Source organism: Dactylosporangium sp. NPDC049525 (genome assembly GCF_040676755.1).
Taxonomy (GTDB): Bacteria; Actinomycetota; Actinomycetes; order Mycobacteriales; family Micromonosporaceae; genus Dactylosporangium.
The window spans coordinates 41,762-59,428 of the sequence record NZ_JBFAPO010000027.1 but is presented as its reverse complement, the minus strand read 5'-3'; the positions used below and the strand labels follow the sequence as shown (position 1 = coordinate 59,428).

Annotated in this window: 19 protein-coding genes; 11 read left to right on the top strand and 8 right to left on the bottom strand. The window is 73.1% G+C overall.

The features are described from left to right. The first annotated feature begins 19 nt into the window (after positions 1–19). Positions 20–1,234: an AAA family ATPase gene (locus tag AB0K00_RS32305; RefSeq protein ID WP_363528056.1), complete on the top strand. Its 1,215-nt coding sequence runs from the start codon at positions 20–22 to the stop codon at positions 1,232–1,234. A gap of 266 nt (positions 1,235–1,500) precedes the next feature. Next, positions 1,501–2,718: a VWA-like domain-containing protein gene (locus AB0K00_RS32300; protein ID WP_363528053.1), complete on the top strand. Its 1,218-nt coding sequence runs from the start codon at positions 1,501–1,503 to the stop codon at positions 2,716–2,718. A gap of 8 nt (positions 2,719–2,726) precedes the next feature. On the opposite strand, the gene AB0K00_RS32295 is transcribed toward AB0K00_RS32300, so the two are convergent. Both AB0K00_RS32295 and AB0K00_RS32290 read right to left on the bottom strand, forming a co-directional pair. Next, complete coding sequence (locus AB0K00_RS32295) at positions 2,727–4,367, bottom strand: hypothetical protein (protein WP_363528050.1); 1,641 nt, start codon at positions 4,365–4,367, stop codon at positions 2,727–2,729. A gap of 125 nt (positions 4,368–4,492) precedes the next feature. Next, positions 4,493–4,981 carry a hypothetical protein gene (locus AB0K00_RS32290; RefSeq protein WP_363528047.1) on the bottom strand — a complete coding sequence of 163 codons (489 nt, stop codon included), beginning with the start codon at positions 4,979–4,981 and terminating at the stop codon, positions 4,493–4,495. A 33-nt stretch (positions 4,982–5,014) separates the two neighbouring features. Between AB0K00_RS32290 and AB0K00_RS32285 the strand changes: the two genes are divergently transcribed. After that, positions 5,015–5,980, top strand: coding sequence for a hypothetical protein (locus AB0K00_RS32285; RefSeq protein ID WP_363528044.1), 966 nt, complete (start codon positions 5,015–5,017; stop codon positions 5,978–5,980). 235 nt (positions 5,981–6,215) lie between these two features. Beyond that, entirely contained in the window at positions 6,216–6,752 is a 537-nt protein-coding gene (locus AB0K00_RS32280; protein ID WP_363528041.1) for a DoxX family protein, read from the top strand. A gap of 77 nt (positions 6,753–6,829) precedes the next feature. Here AB0K00_RS32280 and AB0K00_RS32275 read toward each other — a convergent pair whose 3' ends face one another. Further along, positions 6,830–7,375, bottom strand: a complete 546-nt coding sequence (locus tag AB0K00_RS32275) for a DUF3592 domain-containing protein (protein WP_363528038.1) — start codon at positions 7,373–7,375, stop codon at positions 6,830–6,832. Positions 7,376–7,459: 84 nt separating this feature from the next. Beyond that, positions 7,460–8,764: a condensation domain-containing protein gene (locus AB0K00_RS32270; protein WP_363528036.1), complete on the bottom strand. Its 1,305-nt coding sequence runs from the start codon at positions 8,762–8,764 to the stop codon at positions 7,460–7,462. Positions 8,765–8,872: 108 nt separating this feature from the next. Between AB0K00_RS32270 and AB0K00_RS32265 the strand changes: the two genes are divergently transcribed. From AB0K00_RS32265 to AB0K00_RS32250, 4 genes are all read left to right on the top strand, one after another. Beyond that, complete coding sequence (locus tag AB0K00_RS32265) at positions 8,873–9,565, top strand: TVP38/TMEM64 family protein (RefSeq protein WP_363528033.1); 693 nt, start codon at positions 8,873–8,875, stop codon at positions 9,563–9,565. A gap of 70 nt (positions 9,566–9,635) precedes the next feature. Then, complete coding sequence (locus AB0K00_RS32260; protein WP_363528030.1) at positions 9,636–10,271, top strand: helix-turn-helix domain-containing protein; 636 nt, start codon at positions 9,636–9,638, stop codon at positions 10,269–10,271. Then, positions 10,268–11,158 carry an SRPBCC domain-containing protein gene (locus tag AB0K00_RS32255; protein WP_363528027.1) on the top strand — a complete coding sequence of 297 codons (891 nt, stop codon included), beginning with the start codon at positions 10,268–10,270 and terminating at the stop codon, positions 11,156–11,158. The genes AB0K00_RS32260 and AB0K00_RS32255 overlap by 4 nt, the downstream gene beginning before the upstream one ends. A gap of 25 nt (positions 11,159–11,183) precedes the next feature. Then, positions 11,184–11,762: a dihydrofolate reductase family protein gene (locus tag AB0K00_RS32250; RefSeq protein ID WP_363528024.1), complete on the top strand. Its 579-nt coding sequence runs from the start codon at positions 11,184–11,186 to the stop codon at positions 11,760–11,762. Between the two features lie 45 nt (positions 11,763–11,807). On the opposite strand, the gene AB0K00_RS32245 is transcribed toward AB0K00_RS32250, so the two are convergent. The 4 genes from AB0K00_RS32245 to AB0K00_RS32230 form a co-directional block, all read right to left on the bottom strand. Continuing rightward, positions 11,808–12,284, bottom strand: a complete 477-nt coding sequence (locus AB0K00_RS32245) for a Clp protease N-terminal domain-containing protein (protein ID WP_363528021.1) — start codon at positions 12,282–12,284, stop codon at positions 11,808–11,810. A gap of 92 nt (positions 12,285–12,376) precedes the next feature. Next, positions 12,377–13,252 (bottom strand): NAD(P)H-binding protein, encoded by an 876-nt coding sequence (locus AB0K00_RS32240; protein ID WP_363528018.1) that lies wholly within the window; start codon positions 13,250–13,252, stop codon positions 12,377–12,379. 167 nt (positions 13,253–13,419) lie between these two features. Then, positions 13,420–13,800 carry a VOC family protein gene (locus tag AB0K00_RS32235; RefSeq protein ID WP_363528016.1) on the bottom strand — a complete coding sequence of 127 codons (381 nt, stop codon included), beginning with the start codon at positions 13,798–13,800 and terminating at the stop codon, positions 13,420–13,422. Between the two features lie 75 nt (positions 13,801–13,875). Next, positions 13,876–14,280: a VOC family protein gene (locus tag AB0K00_RS32230; RefSeq protein WP_363528013.1), complete on the bottom strand. Its 405-nt coding sequence runs from the start codon at positions 14,278–14,280 to the stop codon at positions 13,876–13,878. A 72-nt stretch (positions 14,281–14,352) separates the two neighbouring features. On the opposite strand from AB0K00_RS32230, the gene AB0K00_RS32225 reads away from it, so the two are divergent. From AB0K00_RS32225 to AB0K00_RS32215, 3 genes are all read left to right on the top strand, one after another. Then, positions 14,353–16,146: an Hsp70 family protein gene (locus AB0K00_RS32225; RefSeq protein WP_363528010.1), complete on the top strand. Its 1,794-nt coding sequence runs from the start codon at positions 14,353–14,355 to the stop codon at positions 16,144–16,146. 53 nt (positions 16,147–16,199) lie between these two features. Next, the gene (locus AB0K00_RS32220) at positions 16,200–16,817 is read left to right on the top strand and encodes a lipoprotein (RefSeq protein WP_363528007.1); all 618 of its coding nucleotides are present in this window, start codon (positions 16,200–16,202) and stop codon (positions 16,815–16,817) included. Positions 16,818–17,001: 184 nt separating this feature from the next. Continuing rightward, positions 17,002–17,640: a calcium-binding protein gene (locus AB0K00_RS32215; protein WP_363528004.1), complete on the top strand. Its 639-nt coding sequence runs from the start codon at positions 17,002–17,004 to the stop codon at positions 17,638–17,640. The last annotated feature ends 27 nt before the right edge of the window (positions 17,641–17,667 follow it).

Sequence of the window (17,667 nt, the reverse complement as noted above, 5' to 3'; positions counted from 1 at the left end):
CCTCAAAAGGTGATGCCTCATGCCCGCGTACACCGATCAGCTCGACGTCGCCGCCGAACTGCTTGCCCTGCTGCACGACACCGACACCGAACCGCGCGCCGACGTGCAGCTGGAGGCGCTGACCCTCGCCGTCGCCGCCGACCTGCCGGTCCTGCTGTGGGGTGAGCCCGGCATCGGCAAGACCGCGGCCCTGACCCAGCTCGCCGCCGCGCTCGACCTGCCGCTGACCACCGTCATCGCGAGCGTCCACGAGCCGTCGGACTTCTCCGGGCTGCCCGTCGTCGGCGACGACCCGGCGGTCCAGGGCGTGCCGATGGCCCCGCCGGACTGGGCCGTGCGCCTCGTCCGCGCCGGCCGGGGCCTGCTGTTCCTCGACGAGCTGTCCACCGCACCGCCGGCGGTCCAGGCGGCGCTGCTGCGGCTGGTCCTGGAGCGGCGGGTCGGCGCGCTCCGGCTGCCGCCGGGCGTGCGGATCGTGGCCGCCGCCAACCCCCGGTCCTCCGCCGCGGACGGCTGGGAGCTCAGCGCGCCCCTCGCGAACCGGTTCGTCCACCTGCAGTGGGCGCACGACCACGACGTGGTGGTCCGCGGCCTGGGCGGTACCTGGCCCCGCGCGTCGCTGCCGCGGCTGGACCCTGGACGGTTGGGCGCGTCGGTCGCGTTCGCCCGCCGGGCCGTGTGCGGGCTGCTGGCCGCCCGGCCCCGGCTGGTGCACCAGCTGCCGAGCAGCGAGACCCGCCGCGGCGGGCCGTGGCCGTCGCCGCGCAGCTGGGACATGGCGCTGCGGCTGACCGCGTTCGCCACCGCCGCCGGCACGTCCCGCGACGTGCTGTCGATGCTGGTCCGCGGCACCGTCGGCGACGGGCCGGGCCTGGAGCTGCTGGCGAGCCTGGACCGGATGGACCTGCCGGATCCCGAGACGCTCCTTGCGGACCCGGCGGCGGCGACCCTGCCGGAGCGCGGGGACCTGCGCCAGGCGGTCCTCGACGGCGTCGTCGAGGCGGTCCGCAACCGGCCGGAGAAGGCCCGGTGGGACGCGGCGTGGGCGATCCTGGCGCGGGCCCTGGACACCGGCGCCCCGGACCTCGTCGTGGTCCCGGCGACCACGCTCGCCGCGTTGCGCCGCGTCGACTGGGACGTGCCGGAGCTGATCGAACGGCTCGCCGGCGCGGTGTCGCTGTCGCAGCGCGCTGACCGGGCGGGCGCGCGGGTCGCCGCGGCGGTGGCCGCCTGATGCCGCCCACAACGGCGCCGAGCCCGGCGCCCGCGTCGGCGCCTGCGCCCCCGTCAGCGCCCACGCCCGCGCCTGCGCCTGCGCCCGGGCCCGCGTCAGCGCCTGCGCCCCCGTCAGCGCCTGCGCCTGCGCCCGGGCCCGCGTCGGCGCCTGCGCCCCCGTCAGCGCCTGCGCCCCCGTCGGCGCCTACGCCCGCGCCCGTGTCGGCACGCGGAAGGATGCCGGCGGCCGGAAGGGTGCCGGCACGCGGAGGGGCGCCGGAAACGGTGCCGGGGCTCGACTTCGACAAGCTGTTCGCCGCGCGGCTGCACGCCGCCCGGGCCCGGCCCTACCTCGCGACCGCGTTGTTCGCGCTGCACGTGGTCGAGTCGCGGCGAGTGCCGACGATGGCGGTCGACCGGCACTGGCGCTGCTACGCCTCACCCGCATTCGTCGCGCAGACCCCGGTCGAGGAACTCGCCGGCGTGTGGGTCCACGAGGTCTCACATCTGCTGCGCGACCACCACGGCCGCGGCGACCGGGTGGCGCTGGACCGCGACCTGCACGGGCCCGGGGAGCGGCTGCGGATGAACATCGCCGCCGACTGCGAGATCAACGACGACGTCTACGGCGACGGCCTGGCCCGCCCCGCAGGTGCCGTCTGCGCCGCGGACCTGGGCCTGGACGACGGGCAGCTGATGGAGGACTACCTGCGGCAGTTCCAGCTCGGCCCGTACACGCAGGGCATGGTCTGGCTGGACTGCGGCAGCGGCGCCGACGGCCTCGAGCGGGAATGGGACCTCGGTGAGGACGGCGCCAACGGGCTCAGCCGCCACGAGCTGGACGCGGTCCGCTTCCGGGTCGCCCAGGGCATCAACGCCCGCCCCGGCGACGTTCCGAAAGGCTGGCGGCGCTGGGCCGACGAGGCATTCCACCCGCCGCAGCCGTGGCGGGCGCTGCTCGGTGCCGCGGTCCGCGCCGCGGCGGCCGGCGCCGCTGGGGGAGACGACTACACGTACGGGCGGCCGGCGCGACGCTCCGCGGGCCTTCCCGGCGTCATCCTGCCGAGCCTGCGCCGCCACCCGCCGCAGGTGAGCGTCATCATCGACACGTCAGGGTCGGTGAGCGACGCCGAGCTGGGCAGCGCGCTGCTGGAGGTCGCCGCGATCGGCCGGGCCGTCGGCGGCCGGCGCGACCTGGTCCGGGTCCTGTCGTGCGACGCGGCGGCCGGGGTCGCGCACCCGCTGTGCCGGGCCGAGGGGATCCCGCTGGTCGGCGGCGGCGGGACGGACCTGCGCGCCGGGTTCGCGCGGGCGCTGCGCACGGCGCCGCGCCCGGACGTCGTCGTGGTCCTCACCGACGGGCAGACGCCGTGGCCCACGGTCCGGCCGCCGTGCCGGACCGTCGTCGGGCTGTTCCCCCGCCGCAGCTCGTGGAACGAGGCGGATCCCGACCACGTGCCGGACCCGCCGCCGGACTGGGCGCGGGTCGTCCACCTCGGCTGACTCCTGGGTCAGGTCGTCGCGTACACCCGCAGCGTCACCTCGTTGCTCAGGTGGGTCTCCCCGCCGACGGTCAGGGCCGCCTGCATGGTCCAGATCGTCGGCGGCGTGGCCTGCCCGCCGTCGGTCACCGTGACCCGCGCGTGGTTGCCCCGCCCGCGGAACTGCACCGGCCCGAGCACCGTCTGCGCCCGCACCGTCCACTGGAGCGCGTCGGCGAGCCGCGCCTCGTCGTACCCCGCCGGGACCACCACCGACAGCGGCAGCGTGAACGGCTGGACCGAGTAGCACGAGCCGCCGAACGTCTGCCCGGGACACCCCGGCACCTGCACCAGCAGCGGCAACACCTCACGGAGACGGTCCCCGGCCGGGACGAGCGGCGCGTCGGCACCCGTGGACACGGACGCCGCCGGCAGCGCCGACGGACCGGCCGGGACCTTCGCGTGTCCCGATGCGGCAGGTGTACGACCAGCGCCCGCCGACCCCGACCCCGCGACGCCCGGCGGCACCAACGCGGGCGGCGGAGCGGCCGGGCCCGTGACCGGCGCCGAGGAGAACACCGCCGCTCCGGCGAGACCCTCCGGGGACCCGCTGCGGACGCCGAGGAACCCGGCGACGGCGGCGACGGTCAGCAGCACGACGAGGATGGCCAGCAGCACCGGCGGCCGCCGCAGCAGCGGCAGCCGGACGGAGGCGACGGCCGGCACCGGGTAGTAGACCGTCGACAGTGGACGGTCATCGTCCGGGGCTGCTTCCTGGCCCGCCACCGGCAGCAGTTCAACGGTGACATCGGTGTCGTCGCCGGTCTCCGGAGCCGCGGGCGCGGCGGCGGCATCCAGCGCGGCGGGTTCTGGGGCGGCGGGTTCTGGGGCGGCGGGTTCTGGGGCGGCGGTGTCCGGCGCGGGGAGGCCCGGCGCGGCGAGGTCCGGCGCGGCGAGGTCCAGCGCGGCGAGGTCCGGCGCGGCGAGGTCCGGCGCGGCGAGGTCCAGCGCGGCGAGGTCCAGCGCGGCGAGGTCCAGCGCGGCCAGGTCGTCCGGCACGGCAGGGATCGGGAGGGCGCTCAGCACGGCCAGAGCGCTCGGGCGTGCCTCCAGCGCGGCGGTGCACGTCGCGCAGGTGGGCAGGTGCGCCGCCACCGCCTTGCGCACCGCCGGCCGCAACCGCTTCGCTGTCGTGACAATGGTGGCCAGTTCCCGGCAGCCCGCGCCACCGTCCGTGGCGGCCGCGGTCGCGTCAGCGGTGAACATGGCGACGTCGAGATGGCCGCCGGGTTCCACCAACCGGTCGACCGCCTTCCGGGTGACATCGACCTTCTTGCCGGCGGCCGCCGCGACCGCGGCGAGGTCGACCTGCCGGTGGCGGGGGCGGTCCGCGTACTCGGGCAGGATCAGCGCCAGGAGGTTCCAGTGCTGCTCGTCGAGGGCCGGGCGGGCGGCGTACAGCGTGCCGGCGGCGGGCACTCCGGTCGCCTTCCGCTGCCGCAGCTCGGCCTTGACGGCGGCGCGGGCAAGCGTGAACAGCGCCGCCGGCCCGTCCTCGCCGGCGTCCCGCTCCGCCGCCGCGCGGAACGCCTCCAGGGTGGCGGCCCGTGCCGCGGGCTCGTCGCCGCACGCGAGGGTGACGCAGTAGCGGTACACCTGGACGTGCTGCATCGGCCGCCTCCTTCGCCTGGGTCCGCGGGCTCAACGATCGGGCCGCGCCCAGGTAGCGAGAACGGGTGGAGTAATCGGGCCGTGGGCAACGATTACTCCACCCGTCCCGGGCCTTCACTGATCCGTCACGCGCCGCCGACGCCCAGCTCGCGCGGGCCCGCCCGGAACAGCTGGGTGTTGGTGAGACGGTTGCGCTCGCGGGTCTGCTCGCGGGACTCGTTCGGCACCCGCTTGAAGAAGCCGCGCTGCACCACGGTGCCGTCGGCCTCGACGGTCATCTGCAGGCCGCTGCCCGCGTTCTGCACGAACGTCTGGACGTCGTTGGTGAGGAACACGAACGCCTGGCTCGGCGTACCGTCGCACGGCCGCAACTCCAGAGCCGCGCCCTCCTGCTGCGAGTCGCCGACGACGTCGATGCACAGCGGTCGGCTGCCCGGCTGCAGGCTCGGCTGGAACGCGAACGAGGTGGCACCCCGCACGACCTTGTTGTTGGCGTCGATGACCTTCGGGAACAGCTTCGTCCACACCCGCGAGTCCGGGGTCTGCCCGGCCTTGCCGATGCGGGGCCGCGACACGATCCGGGCGCCCGCCTTGGTCCCGTTGGGCTGCAACACATTCGCGCCCTCGATGTCTCAAGGAGAACTCCCGTGAAAGCCCTTTCCGCCGCTCTCGTGTTCGTCGTCGCGCTGGGCGGCCTGACCGCGTGCGGTTCCGACGCCAAGCCCGCCGCGAACCCGCCCGCGTCGGCGTCATCCGCCGCGGACGCGGACCTCACCGTCGGGACCGCGGTGACGGTCCCGACGCCGAAACCCGAGCCGATCGGCCTGACCGCCGGCAAGGCGAAGGTCGGCGGCGCCGAGGCCGACGTCGTGCGGTTCAAGGACCGTGTCGTGTACCGCTTCGAGGCCGACGAGAACAAGCCGCCGAAGGTGAACTGCGTCGGCGACTGCCTGGTCATCTGGCCACCGCTGCTCACCGACGGCACCCCGGTCAAGCTCGCCGGCGTGAACCCGGCCCTGGTCGGCTCGGTCCAGCGCGCCGACGGCTTCACCCAGGTGACCCTCGACGGCTGGCCGCTGTACCTCTACAAGCAGGACGAGTCGCCCGCCGACACGAAGGCCGAGGGCGTCGGCGGCAACTGGAGCGTCGTGCACCCCAACGGCAAGCCGGTCGTCAAGAAGCAGACGTTCACCTGCACCGGCTGCCCGAGCGTTCGCAATCGGATTGAGCACTCGTTCGATGAGTGGCGCAGACGCTCACCGTGCAACGAGGCGACCTGCGGCATGGTGCGGACGTGCCGGATCTGTCAGGAGATCAAATTTCGGCCGGAACACCAGTTCACGTGGCACTATTTCAGCGCATTGCCGCAGCTTCCCGACTTCCCGGCCAAGAGCAAGCTCGTCAAAGTGATGTTCCAGGGGCCGTGCAAGCAATTCTCGTTGTGTGACCAGTGCGGCAAGTTGGAGCACACGAATTACCGCGTCTGGCACGACATGGGCCCGGCGCAGCTCGGCGGCGTCGAGCACGTGGACATCGGTCCGGGAGGCTTCGACAGCCCGATGTACTTCCAGGCCTGCCGGGTCTGCGACAAACGCATTCGTTCTTCGGCCTGACCATTGGCAGGTCGGCGGGTGGGCGCCTGACCGACGGGCACTGCGGCAGATGCGCGCGCCCAGCACGAACAACACGGTGCCGTCCCGGTTCGCGGCCACGGTTCACGGTCATGTTTACGCTGCTGGGCCGCGTCGCCGGTGTCCCATGGTGTCCCACGCACGGCGCGGACCCCGACCCCACGATGCTCGGATACCTCCTGTCAGCAACACCTGAACGACACGCAGGAGGCACGCCATGAACGCCCAGGCCATCCGCACCCGCACGTCCTGGTTCACCCTCAACGGTGTCCTGTGGACACTGCAGATCGTGTGGGGCTTCTTCTTCGCCGGCAGCGGTTTCGGCAAGGTGCTGCTGTACGACGGCACCCTCTACGCCGCCGCACCCCGGGCCGTGGCCTGGTACGCCGCGGTGCCACAACCCCTTATCGTCTGCATCGGCGTCGTCGAGGTGCTCGGCGGCATCGGCCTGATCCTGCCCGCAATCACCCGGGTCTCGCCGAAGCTCACGCCGCTGGCCGCCGCCGGTCTCGCGCTCACCATGCTGCTGGCCGCCGGCTTCCACGTCGTGCGGGGCGAGTACGCACTCGTGCCCGCCACCGTCGTCCTGGGCGCGGTGGCCGCGTTCCTCGCGGCCGGACGGTCGCGGCTGCGGCCCATCGCACCCGCGCCGCTCACCACCCCGCGCGTCCGCACGTCGCTCGTCGTGCTCGTGGTGATGGCGCTGACGGTGTTCGCCCCGACCTGGTACACCATGACGCACACCCAGTTCTGAGGCCGGGTGTGCGCCGTCAGCCGAACTCGGCGGCCACCGCCGCGGCCAGCAGGCCGTCGCGGTGGCCGCCCGGCCGGTTAGAACAGCAGCGCGCCGGCCAGGTCGACGGCGACGTCGCCGGCGATGTGGTGCCGTTGCGGGGTGTGCGTCCAGTCGATGACGGCGAACGTGGGGTCGGCCGGGTCCACGCGCACCGGCAGCACGGCGCCGGGCGCGACGGATCGGCGGAGGCGGGCCGGGACCACCTGGCGCACCACCGCGGTGACGGTGCCGCCGGCCGCGACCGGCACCGCGAGGGTGATCCGGGCGACCGGGTCATCGTCCTCGGTGCTGGTCACGTTGTGGGCGGCGACGACCGTGGCGAGGCAGGGCACGCCGGTACGCAGGACGCGTCGCTGCCGGGCGAGCCGACGTGCACCGATGACGAACAGGGGTACCCCGATGGCGAAGAGCACCACGGTGAGCGCGGCGACCGTGACGGCGGCGATCAGGTCGTCGCCGCTCGGTGTGGCCGGCAGGCTGGTGAGGACCAGCGCGGTGCCGCCCGCCATGACGGCGGCGACGGCGGTGAGGATGCAACCGACGAGGCGGGCGAGGCCGGCCCCGGAGTTCAGGCTTGACATGGGCCCAGCATGCTGGCGTGCCACCGGCCCGTCAGTCGTGGCAGGACCAGCCCGGGTTGTGGTGCGCACACCACAACCCGCAGGTCACGGGGCTGGTGCCGCAATGCCGACAGTGCTGTCGCGGGCCGCGGTCGTCTCCATCGCCCACAGCACGCCCGCCGCGTCGTCGGGGGCGAGGAAGTGGCTGTCGACGTACAGCGTCATCTCCAGCACCTCGTCGGAGCCGTCGACGCTGAGGAAGAACCCGGACTGCGGGTCGTCGTGCGCGCTGACCCACGCGAACTCGCTGTCCGGGCCGGCCGGGAGCGGGACGGTCCGCAGCGAGCCGCCGAACCGGCGGTCGTTGAAGTTCACGTCCAGGTCGACCCCCGGACCCCGGTCGGCGACGACCGCTGCGACACGGGCCTCGAGCGCGCGCCGGTCGTAGTACGCATGCTTGTACGCGGTCATCGCCGCGCCCCGGGCCCGCCGCACGACGTCGCCGAACGCGCCGGTCGTGTCGAGCACGCACAAGCCGTTCTGCGACACGGGGCAGACGCTGCCGTCCAGTTCGGCGCGGAACCGGTTGCTCGCCATCAACCGCAACGGCAGCACGAGGACCCCGGTCACCTCCGCGAACGCCATCGCGAACACGGCCAGGAGCACGGCCGCGGTGTCCGTGCCGTGCTCCCGCGCGGCGGCCGCGAGGGCCGCCGGCAGCGCCGTGGAGCGGAACACGCCGTGGTGGTAGCGGGGACTGCGCACGTCCCGCGACGGCGGCATGACCGGCACGGGGATCTGGCGCAGCCGCGTCTCCCAGTGCCGCAGCGCGGCCGCGTTGTGCCGTTGTGCCGCCGGCATCGCCAGCTGCCGGGCCTGTTCGAGGGGCGCGATGCCGCGCACCGGCGCGGTGGTGCGGGCGGCGGTCTCGGCCATCATGACGACCGCACCGGCCCCGTCGAACACCAGATGCGACATGACGAGGACGGCGTGGGTGCACCGGTCGCCGTCCACGACCACACCCATCCGCACCGGCCACTCGCCGGCGTAGTCGAACGGTGCCGTCCGGTACCGCCGGGCGACGTCCTCCGCGTCCTGCCCGTGCCCGGCGGCGATGATCTCGAGGTCGATGGTGCCGTGGTCGTGGACGACCTGCCGCGGCGGGCGATCGCCGGCGGCGGGCTCGAACCGGGTCCGCATCGACTGGTATCGCCCCATCAGGTACGCGAGCTCCGCGGCCACGTCATCGACGGTGGTACCCGGCGACAGCGGCCGCGCCCCGCCCATCGCGAACGTCCGGCCGAGCCTGCGCATCTTGAGCCAGACGTCGAGTTGCCCCCAGGACAGCTCGCCCACCCCGGCTCCCTCCCCGGCGAACGCGACGGTGCGGCGACCCACCACCTCATCCATGGCCGTCACTCTAGGCGAATCCCGGCCACCCGAACGCCGCCGGCGGTTGCAGGAAATGTGCAGCGTCCACGCCGCGCGCGCGGAGGTGCTCGGCAGCATGATGGGATCATGACCGTTCGCGCTGGACTGCTCCGTGGTGCCGGCCTCCTGGCGCTTCTGGCGGTGCTGGTGACGGCCGCGATCGCTGTCGGGGTACCCGATGCGCAACGGCTGCGCAGCGACGTCCTCGCGCTCGGGTGGTGGGCACCGGTGGCCTTCAGCGCGCTGTATGCCGTGGTGTCGCTGTCGCCGCTGCCGAAGACCGTCTTCACGCTGGCGGCCGGAGCGCTGTTCGGGGTGGTGGCCGGCCTCGGGATCGTCGTCGCCGGGGCGATGCTCGGCGCGGTGGCGGCGTTCTACCTGGGCCGGCTGCTCGGCCGTGACACCGTGCGGTGGCTCACCGGGGGACGCCTCGACCGCCTGGACACCCTGCTGGCGGGGCATGGGCTGCGCACGATCGTCGTCGCCCGGCTGATCCCGGTCGTGCCGTTCACCGCGGTCAACTACCTGGCCGGGCTCACCTCGGTGCGGCTGCGCGACTTCATCGCCGGGACGGCGGTGGGCATCCTGCCGGCCACCACCGCCTATGTCACGGTCGGCGCGTACGGCTGGCGGCCGGGCGCGTGGCCGATGTGGGCCGCGCTGGCCACGCTGCTCGTGCTCACCGTCGGCGGGCTGGCCGCCGAACGGTACCGGCGCCGCCACGCCAAGCCCACCGACGCCAAGCCCACCGACGTCGAGGACCTGCCCAGCGCGTCCTGAAAACCGTGCCGGCTGTCCACCCGTCGCGCGATTGACAAAAAGTTTTTGTACGTACAGGATTGTTTTTGTCATGAGAGACCTTCTGTACCTGGAGCGCGTCGAACAGGCCGAGACGCTGCTCAAACCCCAGCGCATCGAGGTGCTGCGGCAGCTGGCCGAGCCGCGCTCCTGCACCGAGGTCGCCGCCCGCCTGGACCAGACGCAGCAGCGCGTCTACTACCACGTCAAGCGGCTCGTCGAGCACGGCCTCGTCAACCAGGTCACCGAGCGCCGGGTGCGCGGCATCAACGAGGGCGTCTACCAGGCCGCCGCGCGCGCCTATTGGCTCTCCCCCCGCCTCGTCGGCCGGATCGGCCAGCGCCAGCACCGCGACGAGGCCAGCCTCGGCTATCTCCTCGACCTCATGGAAGAGGTCCAGTTCGACGTAGCCGCCCTGCACGCCCAAGCGGCCCGCCGGGTTGCCGCGCGCCGTGCCGGCGAGCCGGGCGCGGACGAGCCGGACCTGCCGTCGCTCGGCGTCTCCGGCGAGATCCGGGTGCGACCGGACCGGCGCCCCGAGTTCATGGCCGACCTGAAGGCCGCCCTGCAGGACCTCTTCACCAAGTACGGCGGCGCGGAAGGCGACGCGTTCAAACTCGCCGTCGCCTGCTATCCCGACCGCCCCCGCGACGAAGACACCAGAAGTCGACAAGGAGAAGACAGATGACCACGCTGAAGAAGCGCCTCCGGATCGCCGCCCCGCCCAGCGCGGTGCACCGCGCGCTCACCGACCCGGCGGCGTTGCAGGTCTGGCTCGCCGAACACGCCGCGGTGGACCTGCCCGACCGGTACGAGTTCTGGGGTCGTTTCACCCCGGACGGCGCAGCGCCGCACCAGCGCCTGCTGCACGTCGACGACACCTCGCTGCGCTTCGACTGGGAGCTCGACGGCATCGCCACCACCGTCGACATCGACCTGGCCGCCGAGTCAGGATCGGGCGGGGACAGCGAGTCGACCCTGCTGACGATCACCCAGACCGAGGTGCCCGGCTGGCCCGAGCTGCTGACGGAGCCCGGCAACCGCAGCCTGATGCACACCTACTGGGTGCTGACCCTGGCCAACCTGGTCGACTACGCCGAAGGGCGGGAACCCGTCGCGCGGTGCGACTTCACCAGCGCGGTGCTGCGCCAGGAGGTGCTGATCGACGCCGACCGGATGGCGGTCTACGAGTCGCTGACCGAGCCGGAGCAGTTCTCCCGGTGGGCCGGCGTGAAGGTGGAGGCCGAGCTGTACCCCGGCGGCCGCTGGGCGATGGGCGGTTTCGAGGCGAACAGCTACCCCGCCCGCGTCGTCGACATCCAGCCTGGCCGTTCCATGTCGATCGACTGGGGCGAAATGGTCCAGTCGTGGGAGCTTGCCGACTCCGACGGGCGCACCCGGCTCACGTTCGTCCACAGTGGATTCGACGAGACCCAGGCGCCGTACGACGGCTGGCTGGGCGCGCTCGGCGGCCTGGTGGCGCTGCGCCGCTACCACGAAATCAAGAACTGGCGCCCCATGTGGGTCGAGGTACACCTCGACGGCCTCCCGGCCGAGCTCCAGACCAGCGACTGACCGTTTCCACGACAGGAGAACACTGATGCGCACTTTGGTGGTGGGGGTGGGTGACTACTCCCTCGACGGAGTCATCGGCGAGGCGGGCAGCCCCTTCTTCGACTTCTGCCGCACCGTTCCCGACGACCCGGAGCACGCGGCCTGGACAGCGGACGTGCAACAACGCGCCGACGTCCACATCTTCGGCAGGGTCACCTATGAGGGCTTTGCCAGCTGGTTCCCGAACGTCACCGGCGATCCCACGGCCGACATCCTGAACAAGGGACGCAAGGTCGTCTTCTCCCGCACCCTCGAGCGCGCCGACTGGGACAACACCACGATCGCCCGCGGCGACCTCGTCGAGGAGGTCGCGAAGCTGAAGGCCGACGGGGACGGCGAGATCGCCGCATACGGCGGCATCAGCTTCGTGCGGTCCCTCGTCCGCCACGACCTCGTCGACGAGTACCGGCTGACCGTGTACCCGTACCTCGTGGGCAGCGGGACCACCCTGTTCGACATCGCGCAGCCGCGCGCTCTCGACCTGGTCAGCAGCGTCGCCTTCGCCAACGGCGTCGTCGGGCTCACCTACCGGCGACGGACCGCAGCACCAGACACCCAGTCCTGACCCGGGAAGCTTCGGTGCGGCGGGACCCCCGCCGCACCGACGGTGTCAGCCGGTGCGGGCCGCCGGAGGCGCTTGGACCTGGCGGGCAGGCAGGCGCTCGACCTGCACCCTCACTCGCCCGAGATACACACCGGCATGGTTCAGGACCGTCGCCGCCGTGCCGTGTGCCTCGCTGATGAGCCCGAGAAGCAGGTGTTCGGTGCCGACGTGCTCGTGCCGGAGCCGCAGCGCCTCGCGCAGCGACAGCAGCAGGACCTGCTTCGCCGGCTCCGTGAACGGGATGGCTCCGGCCGGCGCCCCGGATCCCGGGGTAAGGGCCGCGTCGGCCCGCCGGCGCAGGGCGGCCACGTCGATGCCGAGCCCGGCGAGCACGGCGGCCGCCGAGTTCGCCGGGCCAAGGGCCTCACTGACGAGCCCGCTGAGCAGGTGCCCGGTGTCGACCGCGGCCTGACCACGGACCCTGGCGGCGTCCTCCGCGAGCACCACAGCAGTCCTGGCGTTGTGCGTAAACCGTTCGAACATGTCCCGCCATCCGTCAGACGTGCATCACCGCCGGACGCTATCCACCGGACTCAACCGCCACGTGAACCGCAGGACAATCCTCGCCTGCCGCGCTACGCGCCAGGGCCCAGGAACTCTTGCGCGTGCTCACGGGCCCAGGCGCCGAACGTCCGGGCCGGTGTACCAATGGCGTCCCACGCCGTCGGCGCCCGGTCCTGCACCTCGGGCTCGGGCTGGGACACCGGTGCGGCGTCGGCCGCCCCGCCGGAGTAGGCCTGGAACCCGGTGAGGAAGTCGGCGGAGGCGGCCGCGAAGCCTCCCTGAGCCAGATACAGGTCACGGGCCTGGGCCGGCGTCACCACGTCCAAGCTGATGTCCTGACCGACGGCCTCGGCGATCGCCCGCACCTGATCACGCCGGCTGAGCAGGTCCGGCCCGTTCAAGGTGTACGCGGTGTGCTGGTGCCCGTCGTCGAGCAGCGCGGCCGTGGCAACGTCGGCGATGTCCCGCTCGTGGACAGGACGTCCGGTCCGATCCGGGAACGGCTCACGCACCACCCGCTCGGCCCGGATCGAGGGCCCCCAGAGCCAGAGGTTGTTGAGCATGAACTCGCCGGGCCGTACGTGCGTCCATTCCATGCCGGACGCCTGCACCGCCTGCTCCACGGGCAGGTGGAAGTCCGTGTCGTGTCCCGTGGTCACCGCCCCGGAGGAGAGCGTGACAACCCGCCGGACACCCGCGCGCTCCGCCAGCCGCACGATGCCGGCCGCGGTCGCGGGCGACGGGAACAGGTACATCCGGTCCACCTGCCGCAGCGCCGGCCGCAGGGTCTCCGGCTCCGCCAGATCTCCCCGAACCACCTCCACACCACCGGGCAGCGCGGCATTGGCACGGCGGCTGACCACCCGCACGATGACCCCGGCCCGGACGAGCCGCTCGACGACGAGCCTTCCGACATTCCCGGTCCCACCGGTCACCAGGATTCGCATCTTCCCTGCCTAGCCCTCCAACCACCCCGCAGGCAAACGCGAACAGCGTGTTCGCATATTGCCGCCCACCTGCGCAAACCCTGAGTCCAGAGACCACTTGGCGCAGCAGAATTGGCACGCTCGGGCGAGTGCGGCAGACGGATCACGGTCCCGCCACCCGTGGTCGACTACACGGTCGGGACGCGGCGGCTTAGCAGGCAGAACTCGTTGCCTTCGGGGTCGGCGAGCACGTGCCAGGACTCCTCGCCGGTCTGTCCGATGTCGACCCGGCGGGCGCCGGCCGCGAGCAGCCGCTCCAGCTCGTCGTCCTGGTCCCGGTCGGTGGCGTTCACGTCGATGTGCAGCCGCAGCTTGCCGGTCTTCGGCTCGTCGGTCTGGTTGAGGACGATCGTGGGCAGCGGGCCGCCGAAGCCGGCGCCGGGCGGCCCGATCTCGACGTCCGCCCCGATGCGTTGCAGCTCGACATAACCCAGCACCTCACACCAGAACCGCGCCAGCAGCTCGGGATCACGGGCGTCCAGGACCAGTTCGGTGATGCGACATGCCACGCGATCACCGTATCCGCTCGTGCCGCGGGCCGCGCTCACAACCGCCCGCGGCGCCCAGTGCGCCGGCCGGGCCCATCAGGCGAAGTCGGCCGCCGTCATACCGGCCGGATGACCCGGTGGCCACTGCACGAGCTCGATCCGGTAGCCGTCGGGATCGGTGAGCCACGACGTTCGCATCCCCGGCCCCGGGTCCGCCGGCGGCTCGGCCGTGACGCCCCTAGTTGCTAGCTCGGCGATGGTGGCGTCGAGGTCGTCGACCTGGACGACGAGGTGGTTGACGGCGCCGGTGTCCGTAACTGGTCGTGCGGGGTCGTGCACCAGCTCGAGGCTGACGAACGGGTCGTCGGGCAGCCGCAGCATGGTCAGGCTGCCGAACCCCGTCTCGGGGACAGCGCCGACCTTGGCGTATCCGACCGCGGTGTAGAAGGCGAGCGAGCGCTCCAGGTCGGTGACCCGGAGCCCCAGGTGCAACATTCGCATGCTCGGCAGACTATTGCGTGCCACCCGACCTCACGCGCGTTGAGAATATCGAAGGATCAGTACCGTAGTGGCGTGGCGCGGTTGGGGATCGACTTCGGGACGTCGACGACGGTGGCGGTGCTGGCGGTCGACGGGCGGGAGCCGCGGCCGTTGTTGTTCGACGGGTCGCCGCTGATGCCGTCGGCGGTCTGCCTGGACGGGGACGGTGCGCTGGTCGTCGGGCGGGACGCGGTGCACCTGGGGATGGCGAGTCCCGGGCTGCTGGAGCCGAACCCGAAGCGCCGGGTCGACGAGGCCACGGTGCTGCTCGGCGATGCCGAGGTGCCCGTCGGGCGGTTGTTCAAGGCGGTGCTCGACCGGGCCGTCGCGGCGGCGGACGGGATGTCGGGCGGGCCGCTGACCGGCGTCGTCGTCACCTGCCCGGCGGCGTGGGGCGAGCGGCGGCGGCGGGTGCTGCTCGACGCGGCGCCGGCGGGGACGCGGCTGGTGGCGGAGCCCGTCGCGGCGGCGCATTACTTCGCGGACGTGGCCGGGCACCGGGTGCCGGTCGGCGGGACCGCGCTCGTCTACGACTTCGGCGCCGGCACGTTCGACGCGTCCGTGGTGCGGCGCACGGACGACGGGTTCGAGCTGCTCGCGACGCTCGGGCTGGACGACGCCGGCGGGCTCGACGTGGACGCGGCGCTGCTCGCGCACCTGCGGGAGACGGTGCCGGATCCGCAGGGCTACTGGCCGCGCCTGACGAACCCGGCCGACGCTCTCGACCGGCGGGTGACCCAGCAGGTGTGGGACAACGTGCGCACGGCGAAGGAGATGCTGTCGCGGCTGCCGTCGACGCTGGTACACCTGCCGCTGTTCAACGTCGAGGTGCCGCTCGACCGGGGCACGCTGGAGCGGCTGGCGGCGCCGGTGTTGCAGCGGACCGTCGGCACGAGCGTGGAGGGGCTGGCCGTCGCGGGGCAGCCGATCTCGTCGCTGGCGGCGGTGTTCCTGGCGGGCGGGTCGAGCCGGATGCCGGCGGTGGCGGCCGCGCTGGAGCGGGCCCTTGGCGTCGCGCCGGTGGTGGTGGACCAGCCGGAGCTGGCGGTGGCGGAGGGCAGCCTGCGCGGTTTCGACCAGCCGTCCGCTGGGCCGTCCGCGACAGCTGAGGCCGTTACGGCCCGAACGGCGCCGGCCCCGGTGATGGCCGTCCAGCCCGCGGCCGCCGTACCGTTGCCGCCGTTGTCTGTGGCTCCTGTTCAAGGGTCGCGGCGCCGGCTCGTGGTGCTGGCGGCCGTGGTCGGGCTGGCGGTGCTGGCCGGCGGTGGGGGAGCGCTGGCGTGGTCGCTGCGGCCGGACGAGCGGTCGGCCGCGCTCCCGGCGATCCTGCCCACGCCGTCCGCGTCGCCGTCGCCTTCGGTGTCGCCGTCGCCGGCGGTGAGTGTCGCGGCGGGACTCGACCCGTGCCTGGTCGGCAGGTGGCGGCAGACCAGCAGCGAGGTCCACATCGACTACGGGTCGAAGCGGCAGCAGTTCAGCGGCGGCGCCGGGATCCTGCAGGAGTTCGACGGCGAAGGGCACACGGTGTACGACGCCAACACCTCCGAGCCCTACCGGGCGACGTTCGACGGGGCGAACTGGGAGGAGACGTTCCGTGGCGTGGCGCGAGGCAACTACCGCATCCTCGACGGCGCCGTCGTCCTCAGTGGACTGTCCGGGGAGATCAGCTGGGTCATCACCCGCAACGGCAAGCGCAACAACAGCGGCAAGGGCCCGCTCGGCGTGAAACCCGAACGCTACCTGTGCGACGAGCGGAAGCTCATCCAGTACGGGCCGGACGGCGACTACACCAACGAGTTGGAGCGGGTCCCGCCGGCGGGCGGATGACCAGCCCGCCGCGGGGCAACGGGCGGCGGCGGTACTGTGCCAGAATCCGGGCCGTGCGAATCACCCTCCTCACCACACTCGTGGCATCCGCGATCCTGCTCGGCGCCTGCGGCGGCGACCCCGCCGAGGACACGACGACGTCCGCCGCCGCGACCGCGCCGTCGAACGCCGCGTCCGCCCCGGCATCGGCGGCGCCGGCCGGCGACCCGGCGTTCCCCGACCCGGCGCCCGCGGCGGCGGGCGGCAAGATCGGGCCCGGCACCGCGTGCGCGATCCCGGCGACGCTGTCGACCGCGGCGAAGTGGACTCCGAAGGACGCCTCCGGTGCGGGCATGACCGCCGGCGGGGTGACGCTGCGCTGCGAGATCGACGCCAAGCCGGCCGGTGTGCTGGGCTTCATCCGGGTGTACACGTATGCGGGCGGCGACGCGCAGCAGGCGTTGACGGCGCTGCTGGCCGCGCCGGGCCTCGGTGGCAAGAAGTCCGCCGAGCGGCAGGTCACGATCGGCGGGAAGAGCGGCGTGGAGGCCGGGCTCGCCGCGGAGAGCAGCGGCCCGGGGCGGGTCTTCGCCGCCGGCGGCGTCGTGGTCGTCTGGCGCGGCCTGGACGAGGAGGAGTTCACCTCCGGCCTGCCGGCGTACGTGCTGGCCCGGACCTCGATCACATTCTGATGGCGCTGCGCGAAGAAGGTGGCGCGCCCTGCCCGACGACGGGGCCTCGGTGCCTGAACGGCGAGGGCTGACCCGGCACTGATCCATGCAAGGGTCCTCGAAGGTATGTGCAAGGACCGGTGTCGATGCTGGGCGCACGGCTCGGAGCTCCGGGCCGCTCGTCCTGAGCAAAGGAGATCGGCCCATGTGGTCAAAGACCCGCCGGTCGGCGCTGGCCGCCACCGCAACCACTGCCGCGATCACCGTCGCGTACGCCCTCAGCGTCAACAGTTCCGTGGCCGCGTCCGCGCCCGCCGCGTTTCCGCTGCCGTCCGCATCCCCGGTGCTGAGGGTCGACTGCTTCGGCAACCTGCTCCCACCGAGCGCCCCGTGGTTGCCGTCGCCGGTCATCTACGCCCAGCCGGGCGTGGTCACGTTCGGCACCACCGGCAACGACGTGATCATCGGCTCGAGCGGACCGGACTTCATCAACGGCCTGGCCGGCGACGACGTGATCTGCGGCGGTGACGGCAACGACGTCATCTACGGCGGGACCGTCGCGGACGAGGGCACCGACGCCGACCGCATCGACGGCGAGAACGGCTCCGACGAGATCCACGGCGTGAACGACGACGACGAGCTGCGCGGCGGCGCCCTCGACGACGTCATCTACGGCGACGAGGGCAACGACGACCTCTTCGGCGGCCCGGGTGACGACACGCTGCTGTGCGGCAACGGCAATGGCGACTTCGCCGACGGCGGGACCCACGTGGTCGGCGGCGCACCGGACGTCGACGGGCCGGTGCTCGGCTCGGGTTGCGAGACCCGGGTCAACATCCCCTGAGCCACCGCGCCGGGCGCCTGCCCGCGG

Bases quoted from the DNA above. Each gene is read 5' to 3' on its own strand.
- AB0K00_RS32305 (WP_363528056.1), top strand. From the start codon at position 20: ATGCCCGCGTACACCGATCAGCTCGACGTCGCCGCCGAACTGCTTGCC.
- AB0K00_RS32295 (WP_363528050.1), bottom strand. From the start codon at position 4,367: ATGCAGCACGTCCAGGTGTACCGCTACTGCGTCACCCTCGCGTGCGGC.
- AB0K00_RS32280 (WP_363528041.1), top strand. From the start codon at position 6,216: ATGAACGCCCAGGCCATCCGCACCCGCACGTCCTGGTTCACCCTCAAC.
- AB0K00_RS32275 (WP_363528038.1), bottom strand. From the start codon at position 7,375: ATGTCAAGCCTGAACTCCGGGGCCGGCCTCGCCCGCCTCGTCGGTTGC.
- AB0K00_RS32270 (WP_363528036.1), bottom strand. From the start codon at position 8,764: ATGGATGAGGTGGTGGGTCGCCGCACCGTCGCGTTCGCCGGGGAGGGA.
- AB0K00_RS32265 (WP_363528033.1), top strand. From the start codon at position 8,873: ATGACCGTTCGCGCTGGACTGCTCCGTGGTGCCGGCCTCCTGGCGCTT.
- AB0K00_RS32260 (WP_363528030.1), top strand. From the start codon at position 9,636: ATGAGAGACCTTCTGTACCTGGAGCGCGTCGAACAGGCCGAGACGCTG.
- AB0K00_RS32255 (WP_363528027.1), top strand. From the start codon at position 10,268: ATGACCACGCTGAAGAAGCGCCTCCGGATCGCCGCCCCGCCCAGCGCG.
- AB0K00_RS32250 (WP_363528024.1), top strand. From the start codon at position 11,184: ATGCGCACTTTGGTGGTGGGGGTGGGTGACTACTCCCTCGACGGAGTC.
- AB0K00_RS32245 (WP_363528021.1), bottom strand. From the start codon at position 12,284: ATGTTCGAACGGTTTACGCACAACGCCAGGACTGCTGTGGTGCTCGCG.
- AB0K00_RS32240 (WP_363528018.1), bottom strand. From the start codon at position 13,252: ATGCGAATCCTGGTGACCGGTGGGACCGGGAATGTCGGAAGGCTCGTC.
- AB0K00_RS32230 (WP_363528013.1), bottom strand. From the start codon at position 14,280: ATGCGAATGTTGCACCTGGGGCTCCGGGTCACCGACCTGGAGCGCTCG.
- AB0K00_RS32215 (WP_363528004.1), top strand. From the start codon at position 17,002: ATGTGGTCAAAGACCCGCCGGTCGGCGCTGGCCGCCACCGCAACCACT.